The sequence below is a fragment of the Legionella sp. PATHC039 genome (genome assembly GCF_026191275.1).
Classification (GTDB): Bacteria; Pseudomonadota; Gammaproteobacteria; order Legionellales; family Legionellaceae; genus Legionella; species Legionella pneumophila.
In genome coordinates this window covers 655,820-671,588 of record NZ_JAPHOP010000001.1, presented here as the reverse complement: position 1 = coordinate 671,588, position 15,769 = coordinate 655,820, and the positions used below count along the sequence as shown (strand labels likewise).

Genomic DNA, 15,769 nt, shown 5'->3' with positions numbered 1-15,769 from the left:
AATTAGCCAGAATATGGCAAATGTATGGGCATATTGATCAAAACAAATCATCTGGGTGCTATACTTACAATGTAGACCTGATGAAAAGGATGTTCACTATGCCTAAGAAATTTACTCGAAAAATACCACTTATTTCCAGAGAAGAGTGTTTCGCTTTATTACCTGGGTACAGCATCAATGCAATGAATCTTCTGAAACGAGGGAATCACACACCCTATTATGAAGAAATTGAGTCCTTATCAAAAATTTTTGTTGCCCTGGTCACTCATTATTCAGAACCAATAGAATCAATCATCAATTGCATGGAAAAAGCAATGTATGATGCTTATAAAGAGGAATTAGATAAAATTGAGCACGAAATTCAACGCCTGTTTAAGATAAGAAAAAATACTCCAATTCATTCTCTATTTGGCGAAAGAGAAATCGAAAAATTGACTATACAGATTTCAGAATTGGAAAAATGCAAATCAGTGCCTGTAAAGGAAATTATCCAGGGAGTTATCTACGATACCTTAGATAAGGCAAGCCAAACTCTGGTGGATAGAATACCGGGAAACTATAAACTGCAAGAATATGAGAGCCGAGGCAATCCTTTTCAATAAGATTCAGGTTCATTGTTAAATGAAACACAACCAATCACTTATAACCTAATTTACTCCGATAGCACTTGGTCATTTTTTTATTACCCATTTTAAAATCGCTGTGTGGATTAATAATGAATCACACTTTGTCTCTGTTTTTATAAAAAAAATCCAATGCAATAAAACTGTTTAGAAATAATGGAATGCCATATAGAATATAATCCAGGATTAGTTAATATAATGGATTGTAAATTTACCCATAAACCAGTTTTTACAGGTAACTAAATGACTCTTTGCCCCTGTGGTTCACAAAATAAATATGAGCAATGTTGCGGGATTTATCTGGAAAGCAAGAAAGCTCCTGAAACACCAGAACAATTAATGCGTTCGAGATACACTGCATATTCTCTTGCAAAGATCGATTATATTAAACAGACCATGAAAGGCAAACCACTACTTGCTTTCAACGAATCAGAAGCAAAGCAGTGGGCTCAAAATGTCTCCTGGCTGGGTTTGAAAATCATTAAAAGCTACATGGAGAGGCCGGATAAAGGATTTGTTGAATTTATAGCAACCTTTCTTGTTGGAAATCAGTTGAAAAATATTCATGAATTAAGTGAGTTTCAAAAGGATAATTCCGTTTGGTTTTATGTGGATGGGGAAGCTAAACAGTTACAAAATAAACAAGATAAGCAAAAGATAGGCCGCAATAGCCCATGCCCCTGTGGAAGCGGTAAAAAATTTAAAAACTGTCATGATAAATGAATTAAACTCAAGGTAGCAGATGAACGGTCACTTACTCCTCAATGTTTTCATTTTCCTTGCTGCTGCAAGCATCATGGTTCCACTGGCAAGCCGATTTAGACTTGGTTCTGTCATTGGTTATCTTACCGTGGGGATGCTCATCGGACCTTTTGGACTTAAGCTAATAGGCAATGCCGAACAAATTATGCATTTTGCAGAATTTGGAGTAGTCATGATGTTATTCTTGATTGGTTTGGAATTAGAACCAATCATGCTTTGGAAGCTGAGAAAATTAATAGTTGGCTTAGGTGGCTTGCAAGTGTTGTTAACAACAGTCGCTCTGTCTTCAGCAGCTGTTATGATGGGATACAATTTGCGAGCCAGTGTAGCGGTCAGTATGGCACTTGCCCTATCTTCAACCGCTTTAGTCTTGCAAATGCTCCAGGAGAAAAATCTTTTGAAAACCGCGGAGGGTGAAACTTCTTTTGCTGTTCTCTTATTCCAGGATATTGCGGTCATACCAATCTTGGTGATTTTGCCTTTATTGGGTAATCATCATGGAATTAATGTGGCTATTAACCCTCATACGGCTGCCTCTATTGCTCAATTACCCAAGTGGCTTCACGCTATTGTCGTTGCCGGCATTATCGGTAGCATTGTTTTGGCGGGACACTACTTGTCCAGATACTTGTTCCTAGTCATTGCAAAAACCAATATCCGTGAAGTATTTACAGCATTCTCCTTATCCCTGGTCGTTGGAATTACCTTGTTAATGGAAACAATTGGGGTGTCTCCGGCTTTGGGAGCCTTTATCGCAGGTATGGTTTTAGCTAACTCTCAATATAAACGGACTGTAGAAGCTGATATTCAACCTTTCAAAGGACTGCTTCTTGGATTATTTTTCATCTCAGTCGGAATGGGTATCAACTTCAATCTACTCTTCAGTCAAATGGCTGTAATCATCCCTATTGTACTCGGTTTGATTACCATTAAAGCATTGATTCTCTTTACACTCGGCAAGATATTTCAACTCACTAAAATACAGGCGCTCGGATTCGCCCTTGGTTTATCGCAAGGTGGGGAATTTGCCTTCGTTCTTTTTCAATACTCCAGCACATTAAAAGTAATCAGCCCGGAAATAAGCGGTTTTTTCACTCTAGTAGTCGCTCTGTCCATGTTAGCTACACCCTTTTTAATGCTTTTGTACCATCGTTTTATGATGCCGAAATTAATAAGCAAATTACCAGAACGTGAATACGACTCTATTCATGAAAAAAATAATATTATTATCGCTGGTTACGGTCGATTTGGTCAGATAATTGGTCGATTTCTTAGTGGTGAAAACATCAAGGTAACCGTTTTGGAAAAAAATCCGGAGCAAGTCGAATTATTAAGAAAATTTGGCTACACCGGATATTTTGGTGATGCGAATCGTCTGGACCTGCTAAAAAGCGCTGGAGCAGCCCATGCTCAGTTGCTCATAGTCACAGTCGGGAATCCCGACACCAATTTGGAAATTGTGAAATTAGCTAAAGAAGAATTTCCTCAATTGAAAATTTTTGCCCGAGCAAGAAATAGACGACATGCCTATGAGTTACATAAAGCAGGAGTTCATTATTTCAAAAGAGAATTATTTGATTCTTCGTTAACCATGACCAAGGAAATTTTGAAATTTCTTGGTTATAAACCTGAAGAAATTGAGAAAAAAGCCAATGCTTTCCAAAAACATGATGAAGAAACATTAATTAAATCTTTTGATTTTTTTGAGGAAGAAGCCAGTCTCATCAATTTCTCACGTCAGGCAAAAGGAGAATTAGAACGTATTCTGCAAAATAATAATCCATAATCAAATCATAAAGGTCTATACTTGCATATAATCATCTTGAAATGGCTTTCATTATGATAAAACAATTACAACAGGCATTAAGTGATGTTCTTTTAGGAAAAGAAGAAGTCATCAGATTGGGTATTACCTGTTTATTAGCCAATGGGCACCTGCTTCTTGAAGACAACCCAGGTATGGGGAAAACAACATTTAGCCATGCGTTGGCTCAACTGACTGGTATGCAATATAGGCGAATACAATTTACCAGTGACCTTTTGCCCAGTGATCTTTTGGGAGTATCTATTTATGATCATCAACGCAATGTCTTTCAATTTCATAAGGGTCCTATATTCTCTCAATTCATTCTCGCTGACGAAATAAACAGAGCCACACCTAAGACTCAAAGCGCCTTATTAGAGGCAATGGAAGAGAGGCAAGTCACTACTGATATAGGCACAGAAGCTCTCCCCCAACCATTTTTTGTTATTGCTACTCAAAATCCGTCTTGCCATACTGGAACTTATCCTTTGCCTGAATCGCAATTGGATCGATTTCTGATGCGCCTGGTCATTGGCTACCCACCGCCAGATGCGGAACGTATGCTTTTAAAATCATCAAACTTGAATGCTCAATTAAAGGAGCTAAGCCCTATTATTAATCCACAGCAATTACAAATTTTACAAAGAGAGAGTCAAAAAGTTCTAGTCTCTGAATTGGTTCTTGATTATGTTCAATCTCTACTGGACGCCAGTAGAAACCAGGGATGGTTTAATCATGGATTAAGCCCAAGAGCAGGAATGGGATTAGTGCACGCCGCTCAAGCCTTTGCCAGAACTGATGATAGAGATTTTGTTCGACCTGATGATATTCAGGCAGTCATCCCAGCTGTTGTGAATCACCGCTTAATCATAAAAAAATCGCAAACTCAACTCTCTGCCGCCGAATTATTAATGAGTGAAATTGAGGTTCCCGTGTGATAAGGCAAATCAAAATAAAAGTTATGGCTTATTGGGAAGAATGGATTGCCAAACGAATCTCTAAAACCAATCCCCAAATTCTTGGTTCACAAAATATTTATATTATGCCCTCTGGATTTGGATGGGCCTATAGTGTGGTTGTACTGTCCCTGTTTTCTGGAGCAATCAACTACCAAGTTAGCACTGTTTTTTTAATGAGTTTCATTTTAGCAATTGTAGGTTTTATAAGTGCTTGGGAAGCTCATGCCAATCTTAAAGGATTATCTATTAAATTGGTATCGGTTGAGGATACCTATGAAGGAACGCCAGCCCAAGTTAGCTTATTGATTCAATCAAATAATAGAATGCGTTTTGGACTAGATTTTCGCCTTAATAATCAATCAGTCACTCGATTAGAAAAAATTCCTCCGCAAGGTTTGCGATTTATTTTACCTCTGGCAACAACTCGAAGAGGATGTTATACCCTGCCCAAAATCACCATTTCCAGTTTTTTTCCTTTTGGCTTGTTTCAGGTATGGGGATATGCCAATTTTGATAGCAATTATTATGTCTATCCTCAACCCGCCAATCCTGGCTTTTGGCCCATACCCTTCTATCATCAGAATAAAAGGAAAACAGACTCTCATGGAGATAATGAATACTATGACTTAAAGCAGGTAGACAATCCCTGGATTCAACCTAATCTTATTGCATGGAAAATTGCAGCAAAAGGACAAGGTTGGTACTTGAAAACGCTGGACCGCGCTGAAGAAATGTATTGGCTTTTTAGATTAAATGATTTACCTATTGAAGCACTCGAAGAAAAATTAAAACACTTAAGCTATTGGTTGGTTACTGCCGAATCACAAGGCCAGTTTTACAAACTCGAGTTGGGAAACGATCCAGATAAATTTTCCCATGGGGAAGAATATCTTCGATATTGCTTACGTCAATTGGCGGTGTATTGATGGACTTTTTTCCCAAACAAAATATTTTTCTGATAACAACCCGATACTCTCTTTTGGTCATGTTGATATGCTACTTTCCTCATTTTTTAACATGCCCTTTGTGGCTTACTGTCTTCATCTTGACAACGCTATGTTACAAGTTAATATCCGATTACTTTGCCTATCCACTTATTGACAGCAAGATACGCTTTATTGTGGTTATCATCTGTCTTTTTCTATTAAAAATTCAATATGGCAGCATTATCTCCAGTGGTTTTTTTATCGGTTTTTTACTGGCATTTATTGGATTAAAAACTATTGAAATTCATAATGATAGAGATATAAGAATACTAATACTGTGCAATTTTTATCTTATCTTTGCCTCATTAATTGTGGTGCAAGAACTATGGATCATACCTTATTTATTAATAGCAATTCTGACTAATTTCACTCTGATGTTAAAATTAACTGCTCCTCAAGCCTCACTAAGACAAATTAGCGGCCGTAGTATGAAATTATTACTGATTGCAACACCATTAACTGTCTTTCTTTTCTACTTTTTCCCCCGCATAGCCAATCCCCTTTGGCAAGTACCTTCCCTTGGGATAAGTCACACTGGATTTAGCGAATGGATGAAACCAGGGTCGGTCGCAAATCTTCTAAATGATGACAGGACTGCTTTACGAATTATATTTAAAAGAAAAGCCATTCTAAATGGCTATTGGCGAGGATTAACTTTAAGTAGATACAATGGGATAAGCTGGAATCCTGCCTGGCATGACTCATCAACCTTCTCTCCATTAAAGGAATTAACTACTTATGATGACGGGGATTATGAGGTCATTATGGAGCCCCACCAAAAAAAGTGGTTGTTTTATCTTGGTTACCCCAATGCGGCTTACCCTCAACTCTTATTTTCTCCGAATTTTGGTTTGGTTAGTCATAATAAAGATATAATTGCCCAACGTTTTGCTTATGCTTTGCGAATTAGCTCTTCCCCTCACTCCTCATTGACGCAGAAAGATTGGAAACTTAATACTCAATTACCTAAATATTCAAATCCCAGAATTACGTTCTGGGCAAAAAAACAATTTGCCGAAGTAAATTATGCCCCCCAAGCCTTTATTCAATTCATCCAGAATTACATAAAAAGGGAATCCTTCTGGTATACCCTAACTCCTCCAAAACTGGATAATGAAAATGACCAAATGGATTATTTCTGGTTTGATTCCAGAAAAGGATTTTGTGAGCATTATGCAAGCGCAGTCACTGTTGTATTACGCGCTGTTGGTATTCCTGCCCGGGTTATTGTTGGCTATCAAGGAGGTGAATGGAATCCACTGGCAAAATATTTAACTATAAAACAATATGATGCACATGCCTGGGTAGAGTATTGGCAAAAAGATTTCGGCTGGAAGCAACTGGATCCCACTGCATTTATTTCCACCTCGCGTATCGATCCTTCTGTTCTTGCCATGCGAGCGGCGCGCACCAATCAACAATTAATAATTGATCCATCAAACTTAAACTGGATTAAGAAAATCAAATTATATATGGAGTCAACCCGTTTTTTTATCGAGCGTTGGCTGTTATTTTACAATCAGGATACTCAGTATGAGTTATTAGAACAAATCGGATTAAAGCATTGGAATGCCTCCACGCTATTGCAAATTGCCATATTGTCTCTGGTTTTATTTATCATTCTCTTGGGCGCCTGTTATCAATGGCGGCAAAAAAGGACATTAGACCCCTTATTGCGTGAATACCATCTTTTACAAAAAGAGTTTTGTCGCTTCGATATTGCAACTCAACCACCCACCACGCTGAATAAACAGTGTAAAATACTAATCAATAAAATTCCCAATCTGGAAGAAACCATCACTACCTTTCTTTCTCACTATGAAAAACTGCGTTTGCGACATCGCATTACCAAAACTAAAGAAAATAAAAAACAAACGCTTTTGTTGTTTAAAAAGCTGCGACGAATATTAAAACAGGTAAAAATCTAAATTTGACGGGATTTATCGGTTGCATTCTTGAGTCTCAAAGTGATTAAATAGATAACATTTATCAAACTATGATTTTTAATAATGGTTCACTTTCAAAAAATGACTGTCCAAACTTTTTTAAAAGACTATTGGCAAAAAAAACCATTGATAATTCGTCAGGCTTTACCTGATTTTACTAATCCACTCACACCAGATGAGTTGGCAGGACTTGCCCTTGAGGAAGAAATAGAAAGTCGTCTGGTCTATGAAACGCCCAATCATTCCCCGCAGTGGAATTTAAAAAGAGGCCCGTTTAAGGAATCTGATTTGATAGGCTTGCCTAAAACTCACTGGACTCTATTAGTACAAGGAGTAGACCGTATTGTTCCTGATGTCTATGAGTTACTTGAGCATTTCAATTTTATCCCTCAATGGCGAGTTGATGACGTGATGATTAGCTATGCCACTCTACATGGAAGTGTGGGCCCACATTACGATAATTATGATGTTTTCTTGTATCAGGCTAAAGGTCGGAGACTATGGTCATTAACCTCAAAAAAATGCCACACCAACAATTTTATAAAAGGTCTTGAACTACGAATCATGAAAGAATTTGAGGTAGAAGAGCAATTTATCCTGGAAGAAGGCGACATGCTCTATTTACCCCCCCATATAGGACATTATGGCATCGCTCAATCTAAAGAATGCATGACTTACTCTTTTGGTTATAGAAGTTACCAAGGACAAGAGTTATGGGATAGTCTGGGTGATCATTTGTCTGAACATGGTTTGTTCAAATCCCTCTATCAGGATCCGGATTGGTCCACTCTTAAAAATACATCAGAAATAACGCCCAATGCATGGGACAATGCAAGACAATTGCTAAGGCAAGTCCTGGAAAATGATCACCTTATGCAATCCTGGTTCGGTTGTTTTGCTACAAGCCTTGATCAATCAGCAGAACAATATTTACCCCCTCCTTTAGAAGAAGATGAATTACTCGGTTTGGACGAATTTATTAAAGAATTAGCTAATTATCAGGAAATAGTTAGGGATGCCTCATGTCGTTTTGCTTATATCATGTCTGACCAAGAATCCCAGTGCCATTTTTATGTCAATGGGAAAGAATGGAACAGCCGTGGGGTTTCAACAAACTTACTCAGTCTTGTTGCTAATAATCGATTTCTGTCTCTAAAAGAGTTAAAACCTTATTTAAGCCATAAGACTAATCAACTCTTCCTCTATGAATTGTGGAAATTACAATGGTTACAAATTTCTCATGATCAATGATTTGATTTATAAATAACTTGAATAAAATTCACCCTCAATAGGTAGACAAAATAAAGTTTTCTAATTAGTTTATTAGATCATTATTATATGGATATATAGGATAAAAAATGGCGCGCTTTTCCAGAATATGTTTAAGTACTGTATTGTTATCTCTAATTTGTTTCAACATTTTTGCCTCTGACACTATTAAGATTACAGTGAATACCAAGGAAAAAAATGCCATTGCTATAGGTTACTCAGTCAATGGAAACCAATATGGAGGTTTGGGCAGCTCCTATTCTGGACATGGACCTAAAAATAAGGAGTATCAATTTGGATATAAGAAAGATTCCATTTTTGGAAAAGATATCTCTTGTGGTTCTATGACCTTAAATCAAGACAGTAAGGTGACTTTGGTAAATAATAATAGGCAATGCATCAGCGTTTTAGGTTAATTGGCTATTGCAGGACTGTAGATATTAATTTTGAAAAGACAGTAGTGCCTATCCAACAATATTCCGCTCAAAATAATTGAAGTCAACTCGTAGAAACTCAAATCTGTAATTAACAGTTTATCCCAGTTAAAGCAGTACAGACTTCTCTCTTAAACCAGACATTTAGCAACCAAAAATACCAAAAAACACAATCAATACAATCAATTGGATAATTTTAAATTCATATAGTATATTTAATATACATGGACCAAACAAGGATAGGCAATGAAAAAAATAATATTGGCCGTAGTTGTTATTTCTGCTGCTGTATTATTGAGTGGCTGTGGAAGTGGATGCTGCGGTGCCAGCAATTCATGTTGCAGCTATAATACTGGATGTTGTGGTGTACAAAATTATTCTGGTATTTGGTATTGATTTACAATTATAAAAGCCAATAGTCTGAAATATGAAAAAAAACAGCTTGCTTGCCCTCTCGGAAGAAGGGTTTCACCATATTGCTTATACTGAATGGGGTATCTTTGAACCTGAGTTACCTACAGTTATTTGTGTGCATGGGTATACTCGCAATTCCAGGGATTTCGATGAATTAGCCAATTATCTTAGCTCCAAGGGACGTCATGTATTCTGCCCGGATATTGCAGGTCGTGGTGATAGTTCCTGGTTTAAAAATCCCCGCCATTATAATTTTACCCAGTATGTAAAAGATATGACAGTACTTATGGCAAGAACAAATGCTCATCAAATAGATTGGATTGGGACATCAATGGGCGGCATCATTGGCATGATTTTAGCAGCAATGGCCAACTCCCCAATTAATAAACTTGTTCTCAATGATATAGGGCCTCAAATACCTATTCATGGGTTGAGAAGAATCGCTAAATATGCAGGTAAAGACCCTGATTTTAAAAGCCTGGAGGAAGCCAAGCAACATTTCAAAGCCAGCTATGCTGATTTTGGAATTACAAATGAGAAGCAGTGGGACATTTTCACTAAAAACAGTGTAGAACAACGAGGCCCTAATCTTTATGTCACCAAAATGGATCCGGCAATAAAAAAATCAAAATCAATTTTACAAATCATTTCAGATTTTTTTCGTCATCCCCATAAAGCACTGGAAGGAATTTTTTATGACATTAATCTGTGGTCAATTTGGAAACAGATTAAGTGTCCAGTTTTAGTTATTCATGGTGTGAATTCTGATATATTGACTTCGGAGATAATCACACAAATGAAAAAAACTCATGCTTTAACTGAAGTTTATGAAGTAGAAAATGCAGGACACGCACCAGCTCTATTGAATCTGAGTGTTCACCAAAGAATTGAAGATTGGCTTGCCACTCATCAATAAACCACAAAAGAAATGCCGCATCTTTATTATCAGGACTTGTATATTGCGCTTAGCCATTGATTTAAATTAATTCTATGACTAAACAAGGTAATCAAAGCGCCTGCCAAAACCAAGACGACACCCAACGCATGCCAAGGCTTGAGTTCCTCACCGAGCAGCACAACGCCAAAGATCACCACAAAAACAGGTTCTAAAACGGATAAGATAGATGCCTTTTCCGAACTGATGAACTTCAAGCTGTGCAGCATTAACAAAATCGGTATAACCGTTGCAACAAGGCCTATGCCAAATAAATTCAGCCAAACAGGGAATGATGTTGGGACTTTAAAGGTCTGGTCGAGGCAAGCTACAATCAAACTGGTTGTCATACAGCCCAAACATACCATCAGGGTTGAGACATTTGGAGAAATTTCATTGTTTTTACTTGAAACAATATAACATGCATAAAAAAAAGCTGAAGCTAAGCCCAGAAATATACCCCATAAATCAAATGCGATTTCATTTACATCAATTAACAACGCCATTCCTATCAGGATAACAGATATGGCCAAATAGTATATCTTTGGTATTGTTTGGCTATAGAAAAAATAATTGAACACCATAATAATCACTGGATAAGTAAAAAATATCACCATCGATAATCCAGAGCCTATATAGAGGGAAGCATAAAAGTACAGTAATGTCGATAAACCATAATAGAGGACACCACTTAAAAAAGCGGTAAACATGGATTTATAGGTATCATTGATATTTTTTAATTGAGGAATCAAAACAATCAAAATAAAAATACTGGAAATAAAAAATCGCCAAAACAACATATTGCTTGCTGATAAATCACCATGGATAGCACTAATCCCAAAATAACCAATAAATCCATAAAGAAATCCGGATAAAATAGCATAAAAGGATCCACGTTGTTCTTGGGAGTTCATGATTGAGTTACTCGAAATAAGAGGTATGATATAACAAATAAAAAGTATTATTTTACTACTTTTATTCTATTTTGAAAATCAATAATTTAAATTTAAATCAAATTGTTAATTTCTAATCCATAAAATAGCGACTATTCATCACTCGACAAACTGATATCCCACAATGTTTTGTACAGTTTATTTAAACACAGTCTATTGACAACAAAATATACACAATGTACCATTCGAAAACTTCAATTTTGGCTCTATATCAACTAATGTTTCGAGTTTTGATTTTTCTTTCTTGCCTAGTAATTTTGACGCCAAACGCTATTGCTGACACTAATCCCTGTGAAAAACACTCTTGTATAGCTGTCATTGATGCCGGAAGTACTGGTTCCAGGCTACATATCTACTCCTATGATATGGATGACACCAATACTCCAATTCATATTGAGGAAATTTGGAATAAAAAAATCAAACCTGGATTCGCAAACATACAGCCTAATTCTGTAACAATTGAGGCCTACCTGACAATGCTATTGGCTGATGCACCAATTCATAATATACCTGTTTACTTTTACGCAACAGCTGGTATGCGACTACTCCCCCAATCACAACAAAAAAAATACTATGATGAATTGGAGTACTGGTTTAGACAACAATCGCAATGGCAGTTGGTCGAGGCAAAAACCATCACTGGGAACGACGAAGCATTGTTTGACTGGCTTGCTGTAAATTATAAACTTGATACATTAAAATCAGTCCAAAATAAATCAGTTGGCGTCATGGATATGGGCGGCGCTTCCGTTCAAATTGTCTTTCCAATGCCTAAAAATGCGGAGATTAGCAAACATAACCAGGTAGAACTCAATATCTATGGGCAGAATATCAATCTGTATGTTCACAGTTTCCTGGGGTTAGGCCAAACAGAAATGTCACATCAATTCCTTAACTCCCCCTCTTGCTTTGCAAACGACTATCCTTTGCCGGATGGGGAGTCAGGACAGGGCAATGCTCCATCATGCAAGGAAGAAGTAACCTCATTAATGAATAGTGTCCATAAGGTAAATCAACAAATACAACCTTTGCTTGCTTTAAATCCCGTGAATGAATGGTACAGTATTGGTGGTATTTCCAATCTTGCCAGCAGCCAATTATTTCATTTTGAAAACAGCGAACTTACTAATCAAAGTTTGCTGCAACAAGGGGACAACCAAATTTGCCATCAGCAATGGGATATACTTAATGGCCAGTATCCTGACGATGAGTACCTCTACCAATATTGTCTTTTGTCCTCTTATTACTACGCATTAATGGTTGATGGTTATGGCATTAACCCCAATCAAACCATCCATTATATTCCGCCAGAACAAAATCTCGATTGGACAATTGGAGTCGTGCTTCACCGCGCTTGAAGCATTACAATTCATCGATTGAAAAATCATCAATTCTCAGGGGAGAAGGTTGACGGTAAAAAGCACATAAAGCATTACGAAAATGTAGTGCACGCTGTGGTAACCCCTGGGTACAATAATGAAAAACCTGCTTATAGATTGACTGTTTAAAGGCCTCCGTGTCTACTTCAGCCCCATTTAAATTATCAATACTTATCCTAAATTTATGTCCCGCGGCCATAGAAAGAATCCACTCTAAAGCCTGTGGCTTCACTTCCACCCTCTGAAACAGAGTTTGTTGTTCCTCATTGCGTCCATCAGGAGCATACCAATAGCCAAAATCGACCAGTTTTCTTCTTTCTTCTCCAGCAATAAGCCAATGAGCACATTCATGCAAAGCACTGCTAAAAAATCCATGTGCGAAAAATAGCTCATGATAAGGCCTCTGGTCATCTGCAGGAAGATAAATAGGCTCATCTCCCCCTCTAACCAGACGGGTATTGTAGTCATTCTCAAAGCAATAATTAAAAATACTAATTAGATCTTCTACGTGATGCACGAATCGTTACCTAGCAAAACCTTTGATGCTTACCTATCTGATACTGATTATACTCTTTTTTCAAAGCAGATTTTAATTCTATTTCATTTTCCATACCTATTTTAGCTGCCAAAGTTAAAGAATGCTTGATATGCACAGCCTTTGCCTTGGGTATCTGAAGAGAAATGACTTCGTCATGCGAGGCAGGATTCATGCTTGCTAGTAAGGCTTCTTTTTTAGATAGCCCTCCAAAACATTTCTCGGGTTTATCCTTAAGAGGAAGAAACTCTTTTTGTTTCAGAAGACAACGAGTTACCTGATAATAGGTATTAATTTGCTTATAAGTTAAATCGATCGCAGTTTCGTTCTTATAGATGTCCATTTCAGGATTTCTGGGTGTAGATGGATGATGAAGTTTGGCCGGTTTTATCTCATTCTCATCCGGTACCTTTTCGTTACCTTTTAAAATGAAATCAAACATCCCTGCCCAAGTGTTTTTGTCTTCTTCATTACTACTTAAGCCAAAAGACAAATAAAAAATTCCACTGGATATTGCAAAAGCAGCAAGAGTACCTATTGAAGCAATAGCGGGAATAATTCCTGCGGTACTTAACCCTATAAGAGTACCAATAGTCAGTAAAGGAATAATACCGAATACGATTAACGGCCATTGCTCTGCAATATAGTGTATTACTGGTCTGATTAAGTAGGTATAGGGAGCCAGGCCAAAATAATAAAGAATCCCTCTCCCTAAAGAGTAAAGCCAGAAATTCCTTGCTTTCCTTTTGGCATTTTGTTGCTCAGCGGAAACATAAGTAAATTCTGTTTCAGCAAATCCGGCATAATTCAGAAAATGATCACAAAAAAGATTGGGGCCTTGTTTATCTTTTGGAGGCTTGACATGTAAAATGTTCCACTCTTTTTTCCAAACTCCAAAAAAAGATACCGGATCATTACCTTGCTGTTGGACAACAATCAAAGGTTTCTTTTTGATTTTATCCCATTTATCGTACTTCACTTTATTATCAGTATCATGAAGTCCTGCAGGGTTTAAGGCATCCACTCTGGAAAGGTATTTTCCCATATCAATAGCCAAAAGCAGACTTAAAGAACCTCCAAGGCTTATACCACACACATGAATTTTACTGTTTTGTTTTAAAATCCAGTCTTTAATTCTATCTCTTCCATTTTTATATAAAGAATAGCCAACCGTTTCAAATCCTTTCAAATCAGTATTTAATTGGGAAATAAAGCCTTGACCTGCAGGATAAGTGGTTCCCATAAAAATTAAATGAGGCTGGGCATTTGGATTATCTATTGGCTCAAGTCCATAAGCAAAAACCCTATCATCATCTCGCAAAATCAGATCATTTTTTCCACGATGATTTGTAAGTTCTATGGGCTTGATGTAATAGTCAACCATAACCCATTGATCATTAATTCTCTGGGGAACTTTAATCGACTCGTAAGGATTTAAATCAAATAAAGGCAAATAACCAAGACAGTTACTAAGGTAAAGTTGTATTTGTTCATTTTGTTGCGAATTAAATTGCCTGCCACTTAATTGGGTAAATAGCGCATCGAAACCCTTCTGAAAGGCTAATCGAAATTCCTTCAGCAACAGAGGATCTCTTTGAAGGTAAATAGCCTTAACAGTTTCCCAGGAAAAGAGTTCTGTCCATGAGGTATTCCAACCCATCATTAACAATCGCAAAGTATTACGAATAAGAACGGCCCTTTGCTCTTCAGGAGGTATGTTTTTTCTAGATTCGAACTCAGCATTCTCAATAAAATTTAAATTCAAACCACCTTTAAAACTTGTACACTCCCTAACCATAAAAAACCTCTAAGTAGCTTGTTTATACAAGACAGTTACAATCACTGGCTCGCAGACTGCTAAGCGATTCATTTAAAAACCAAGTAACTGTATATTACTATCAATCAAAAGTTGGAATTTTAGCACAATAACAAAGATTATTGCTAATAACTTAAACCTAAAGGGTTTATTTTGCCCAAAAAGATGGGCTGTCTAACAAGAAAGTTAAACCCCCATACTTCAAGGCATTGGATATAATGAATCTTACTCCCCCTTTTAAAAAGTACTATATAGAAGAAGCAAATTGGGTTGCAATGAATTAATAACGCAGCCCGCGCTATAATTTTTCTTGCTGTAGTGACTTGGCAACTAAAGGGCGAGCCAGCATAAGATCGATAAATTTTGTCAAATGCTCAAACTGAGACAAATCCAGTTTGAAATATTTTGCCCAGCTTACCATAACAAACAGATAGGCATCAGGTAAACTAAATTCATTTCCCATCAAATAAGATCCTTTTGCCAAACGAGTATTGGTATAAGCAAAACGGGTCATGACCAAAGGTGTCAAAATTTTGGATTTTATTTCCTCTGAAACAGTAGGATTAAAAAACATACCAAGCGACTTATGAAGCTCTGTAGAAATATAATTTAACCATTCCAGAGTATGGTATCTTTTACTCTCTCCAACAGCAGCCAACAATTTTTGTCCTGGAGTAGTATCTGCCAGATACTGTAGAATAACCTGATTTTCAGTCAGGACATCGCCGTTATCAAGAACCAGGGTTGGGACCGCTCCTTTAGGATTAATTTTAAAGAAATCATCGCCACCTGCTGTTTTTTTGACTTTTAAATCGACCTCTTCATCCTGGAAGTTTAACCCTAACTCATTGAGTATAATACGAACTACTAATGAACAAGCCCCTCTGCAATAATATAATTTCATGTTCACTCCTTTGATGATGTTTAAATAATAATAGCTAAGTTAGCATAAAAT

The 15,769-nt window shown here is 37.0% G+C and carries 15 protein-coding genes; 11 read left to right on the top strand and 4 right to left on the bottom strand.

Going from position 1 to position 15,769, the window contains the following annotated elements:
- Window positions 1-98: 98 nt before the first annotated feature.
- The 10 genes from OQI99_RS03065 to OQI99_RS03020 all read left to right on the top strand — a co-directional run bounded on the left by OQI99_RS03065 (window position 99) and on the right by OQI99_RS03020 (window position 10,113).
- Complete coding sequence (locus tag OQI99_RS03065) at window positions 99-602, top strand: hypothetical protein (protein ID WP_014844204.1); 504 nt, start codon at window positions 99-101, stop codon at window positions 600-602.
- A gap of 264 nt (window positions 603-866) precedes the next feature.
- A complete protein-coding gene (locus OQI99_RS03060) occupies window positions 867-1,346 on the top strand; it encodes a YchJ family protein (RefSeq protein WP_061512486.1) in 480 nt (159 codons plus the stop codon).
- Window positions 1,347-1,365: 19 nt separating this feature from the next.
- Window positions 1,366-3,171 (top strand): monovalent cation:proton antiporter-2 (CPA2) family protein, encoded by a 1,806-nt coding sequence (locus tag OQI99_RS03055; protein ID WP_061512485.1) that lies wholly within the window; start codon window positions 1,366-1,368, stop codon window positions 3,169-3,171.
- A 53-nt stretch (window positions 3,172-3,224) separates the two neighbouring features.
- A complete protein-coding gene (locus OQI99_RS03050) occupies window positions 3,225-4,127 on the top strand; it encodes an AAA family ATPase (protein ID WP_061512484.1) in 903 nt (300 codons plus the stop codon).
- The gene (locus OQI99_RS03045; protein WP_061512483.1) at window positions 4,124-5,074 is read left to right on the top strand and encodes a hypothetical protein; all 951 of its coding nucleotides are present in this window, start codon (window positions 4,124-4,126) and stop codon (window positions 5,072-5,074) included. The genes OQI99_RS03050 and OQI99_RS03045 overlap by 4 nt, the downstream gene beginning before the upstream one ends.
- Window positions 5,074-7,062 carry a transglutaminaseTgpA domain-containing protein gene (locus OQI99_RS03040; RefSeq protein ID WP_061512482.1) on the top strand — a complete coding sequence of 663 codons (1,989 nt, stop codon included), beginning with the start codon at window positions 5,074-5,076 and terminating at the stop codon, window positions 7,060-7,062. The genes OQI99_RS03045 and OQI99_RS03040 overlap by 1 nt, the downstream gene beginning before the upstream one ends.
- An 81-nt stretch (window positions 7,063-7,143) precedes the next feature.
- A complete protein-coding gene (locus OQI99_RS03035) occupies window positions 7,144-8,331 on the top strand; it encodes a JmjC domain-containing protein (RefSeq protein ID WP_061512481.1) in 1,188 nt (395 codons plus the stop codon).
- A 107-nt stretch (window positions 8,332-8,438) separates the two neighbouring features.
- A complete protein-coding gene (locus OQI99_RS03030; RefSeq protein WP_061512480.1) occupies window positions 8,439-8,765 on the top strand; it encodes a hypothetical protein in 327 nt (108 codons plus the stop codon).
- 264 nt (window positions 8,766-9,029) lie between these two features.
- Window positions 9,030-9,179 (top strand): hypothetical protein, encoded by a 150-nt coding sequence (locus OQI99_RS03025; RefSeq protein WP_015444387.1) that lies wholly within the window; start codon window positions 9,030-9,032, stop codon window positions 9,177-9,179.
- A gap of 31 nt (window positions 9,180-9,210) precedes the next feature.
- The gene (locus OQI99_RS03020; RefSeq protein WP_061512479.1) at window positions 9,211-10,113 is read left to right on the top strand and encodes an alpha/beta fold hydrolase; all 903 of its coding nucleotides are present in this window, start codon (window positions 9,211-9,213) and stop codon (window positions 10,111-10,113) included.
- A 29-nt stretch (window positions 10,114-10,142) separates the two neighbouring features.
- Here OQI99_RS03020 and OQI99_RS03015 read toward each other — a convergent pair whose 3' ends face one another.
- Window positions 10,143-11,045, bottom strand: coding sequence for a DMT family transporter (locus tag OQI99_RS03015; RefSeq protein WP_061512478.1), 903 nt, complete (start codon window positions 11,043-11,045; stop codon window positions 10,143-10,145).
- A 257-nt stretch (window positions 11,046-11,302) separates the two neighbouring features.
- Here OQI99_RS03015 and OQI99_RS03010 point away from each other — a divergent pair, with 257 nt between their 5' ends.
- Window positions 11,303-12,442 (top strand): multidrug DMT transporter permease, encoded by a 1,140-nt coding sequence (locus OQI99_RS03010; protein ID WP_061512477.1) that lies wholly within the window; start codon window positions 11,303-11,305, stop codon window positions 12,440-12,442.
- A 4-nt stretch (window positions 12,443-12,446) separates the two neighbouring features.
- Here OQI99_RS03010 and OQI99_RS03005 read toward each other — a convergent pair whose 3' ends face one another.
- The 3 genes from OQI99_RS03005 to gstA form a co-directional block, all read right to left on the bottom strand.
- Window positions 12,447-12,980 carry an elongation factor P hydroxylase gene (locus tag OQI99_RS03005; RefSeq protein WP_061512476.1) on the bottom strand — a complete coding sequence of 178 codons (534 nt, stop codon included), beginning with the start codon at window positions 12,978-12,980 and terminating at the stop codon, window positions 12,447-12,449.
- A gap of 10 nt (window positions 12,981-12,990) precedes the next feature.
- Window positions 12,991-14,796 (bottom strand): lpg1907 family Dot/Icm T4SS effector, encoded by a 1,806-nt coding sequence (locus OQI99_RS03000; RefSeq protein ID WP_061512475.1) that lies wholly within the window; start codon window positions 14,794-14,796, stop codon window positions 12,991-12,993.
- Between the two features lie 316 nt (window positions 14,797-15,112).
- Window positions 15,113-15,718 carry a glutathione transferase GstA gene (gene gstA / locus OQI99_RS02995; protein WP_061512474.1) on the bottom strand — a complete coding sequence of 202 codons (606 nt, stop codon included), beginning with the start codon at window positions 15,716-15,718 and terminating at the stop codon, window positions 15,113-15,115.
- Window positions 15,719-15,769: the final 51 nt, after the last annotated feature.

Excerpts from the sequence above, each read along its gene's own strand:
- OQI99_RS03025 (WP_015444387.1), top strand. The coding sequence starts at position 9,030 with ATGAAAAAAATAATATTGGCCGTAGTTGTTATTTCTGCTGCTGTATTA.
- OQI99_RS03060 (WP_061512486.1), top strand. The coding sequence starts at position 867 with ATGACTCTTTGCCCCTGTGGTTCACAAAATAAATATGAGCAATGTTGC.
- OQI99_RS03010 (WP_061512477.1), top strand. The coding sequence starts at position 11,303 with ATGTTTCGAGTTTTGATTTTTCTTTCTTGCCTAGTAATTTTGACGCCA.
- OQI99_RS03000 (WP_061512475.1), bottom strand. The coding sequence starts at position 14,796 with ATGGTTAGGGAGTGTACAAGTTTTAAAGGTGGTTTGAATTTAAATTTT.
- OQI99_RS03030 (WP_061512480.1), top strand. The coding sequence starts at position 8,439 with ATGGCGCGCTTTTCCAGAATATGTTTAAGTACTGTATTGTTATCTCTA.
- OQI99_RS03035 (WP_061512481.1), top strand. The coding sequence starts at position 7,144 with ATGGTTCACTTTCAAAAAATGACTGTCCAAACTTTTTTAAAAGACTAT.
- OQI99_RS03050 (WP_061512484.1), top strand. The coding sequence starts at position 3,225 with ATGATAAAACAATTACAACAGGCATTAAGTGATGTTCTTTTAGGAAAA.
- OQI99_RS03055 (WP_061512485.1), top strand. The coding sequence starts at position 1,366 with ATGAACGGTCACTTACTCCTCAATGTTTTCATTTTCCTTGCTGCTGCA.
- OQI99_RS03065 (WP_014844204.1), top strand. The coding sequence starts at position 99 with ATGCCTAAGAAATTTACTCGAAAAATACCACTTATTTCCAGAGAAGAG.
- OQI99_RS03040 (WP_061512482.1), top strand. The coding sequence starts at position 5,074 with ATGGACTTTTTTCCCAAACAAAATATTTTTCTGATAACAACCCGATAC.
- OQI99_RS03015 (WP_061512478.1), bottom strand. The coding sequence starts at position 11,045 with ATGAACTCCCAAGAACAACGTGGATCCTTTTATGCTATTTTATCCGGA.
- OQI99_RS03020 (WP_061512479.1), top strand. The coding sequence starts at position 9,211 with ATGAAAAAAAACAGCTTGCTTGCCCTCTCGGAAGAAGGGTTTCACCAT.
- gstA (WP_061512474.1), bottom strand. The coding sequence starts at position 15,718 with ATGAAATTATATTATTGCAGAGGGGCTTGTTCATTAGTAGTTCGTATT.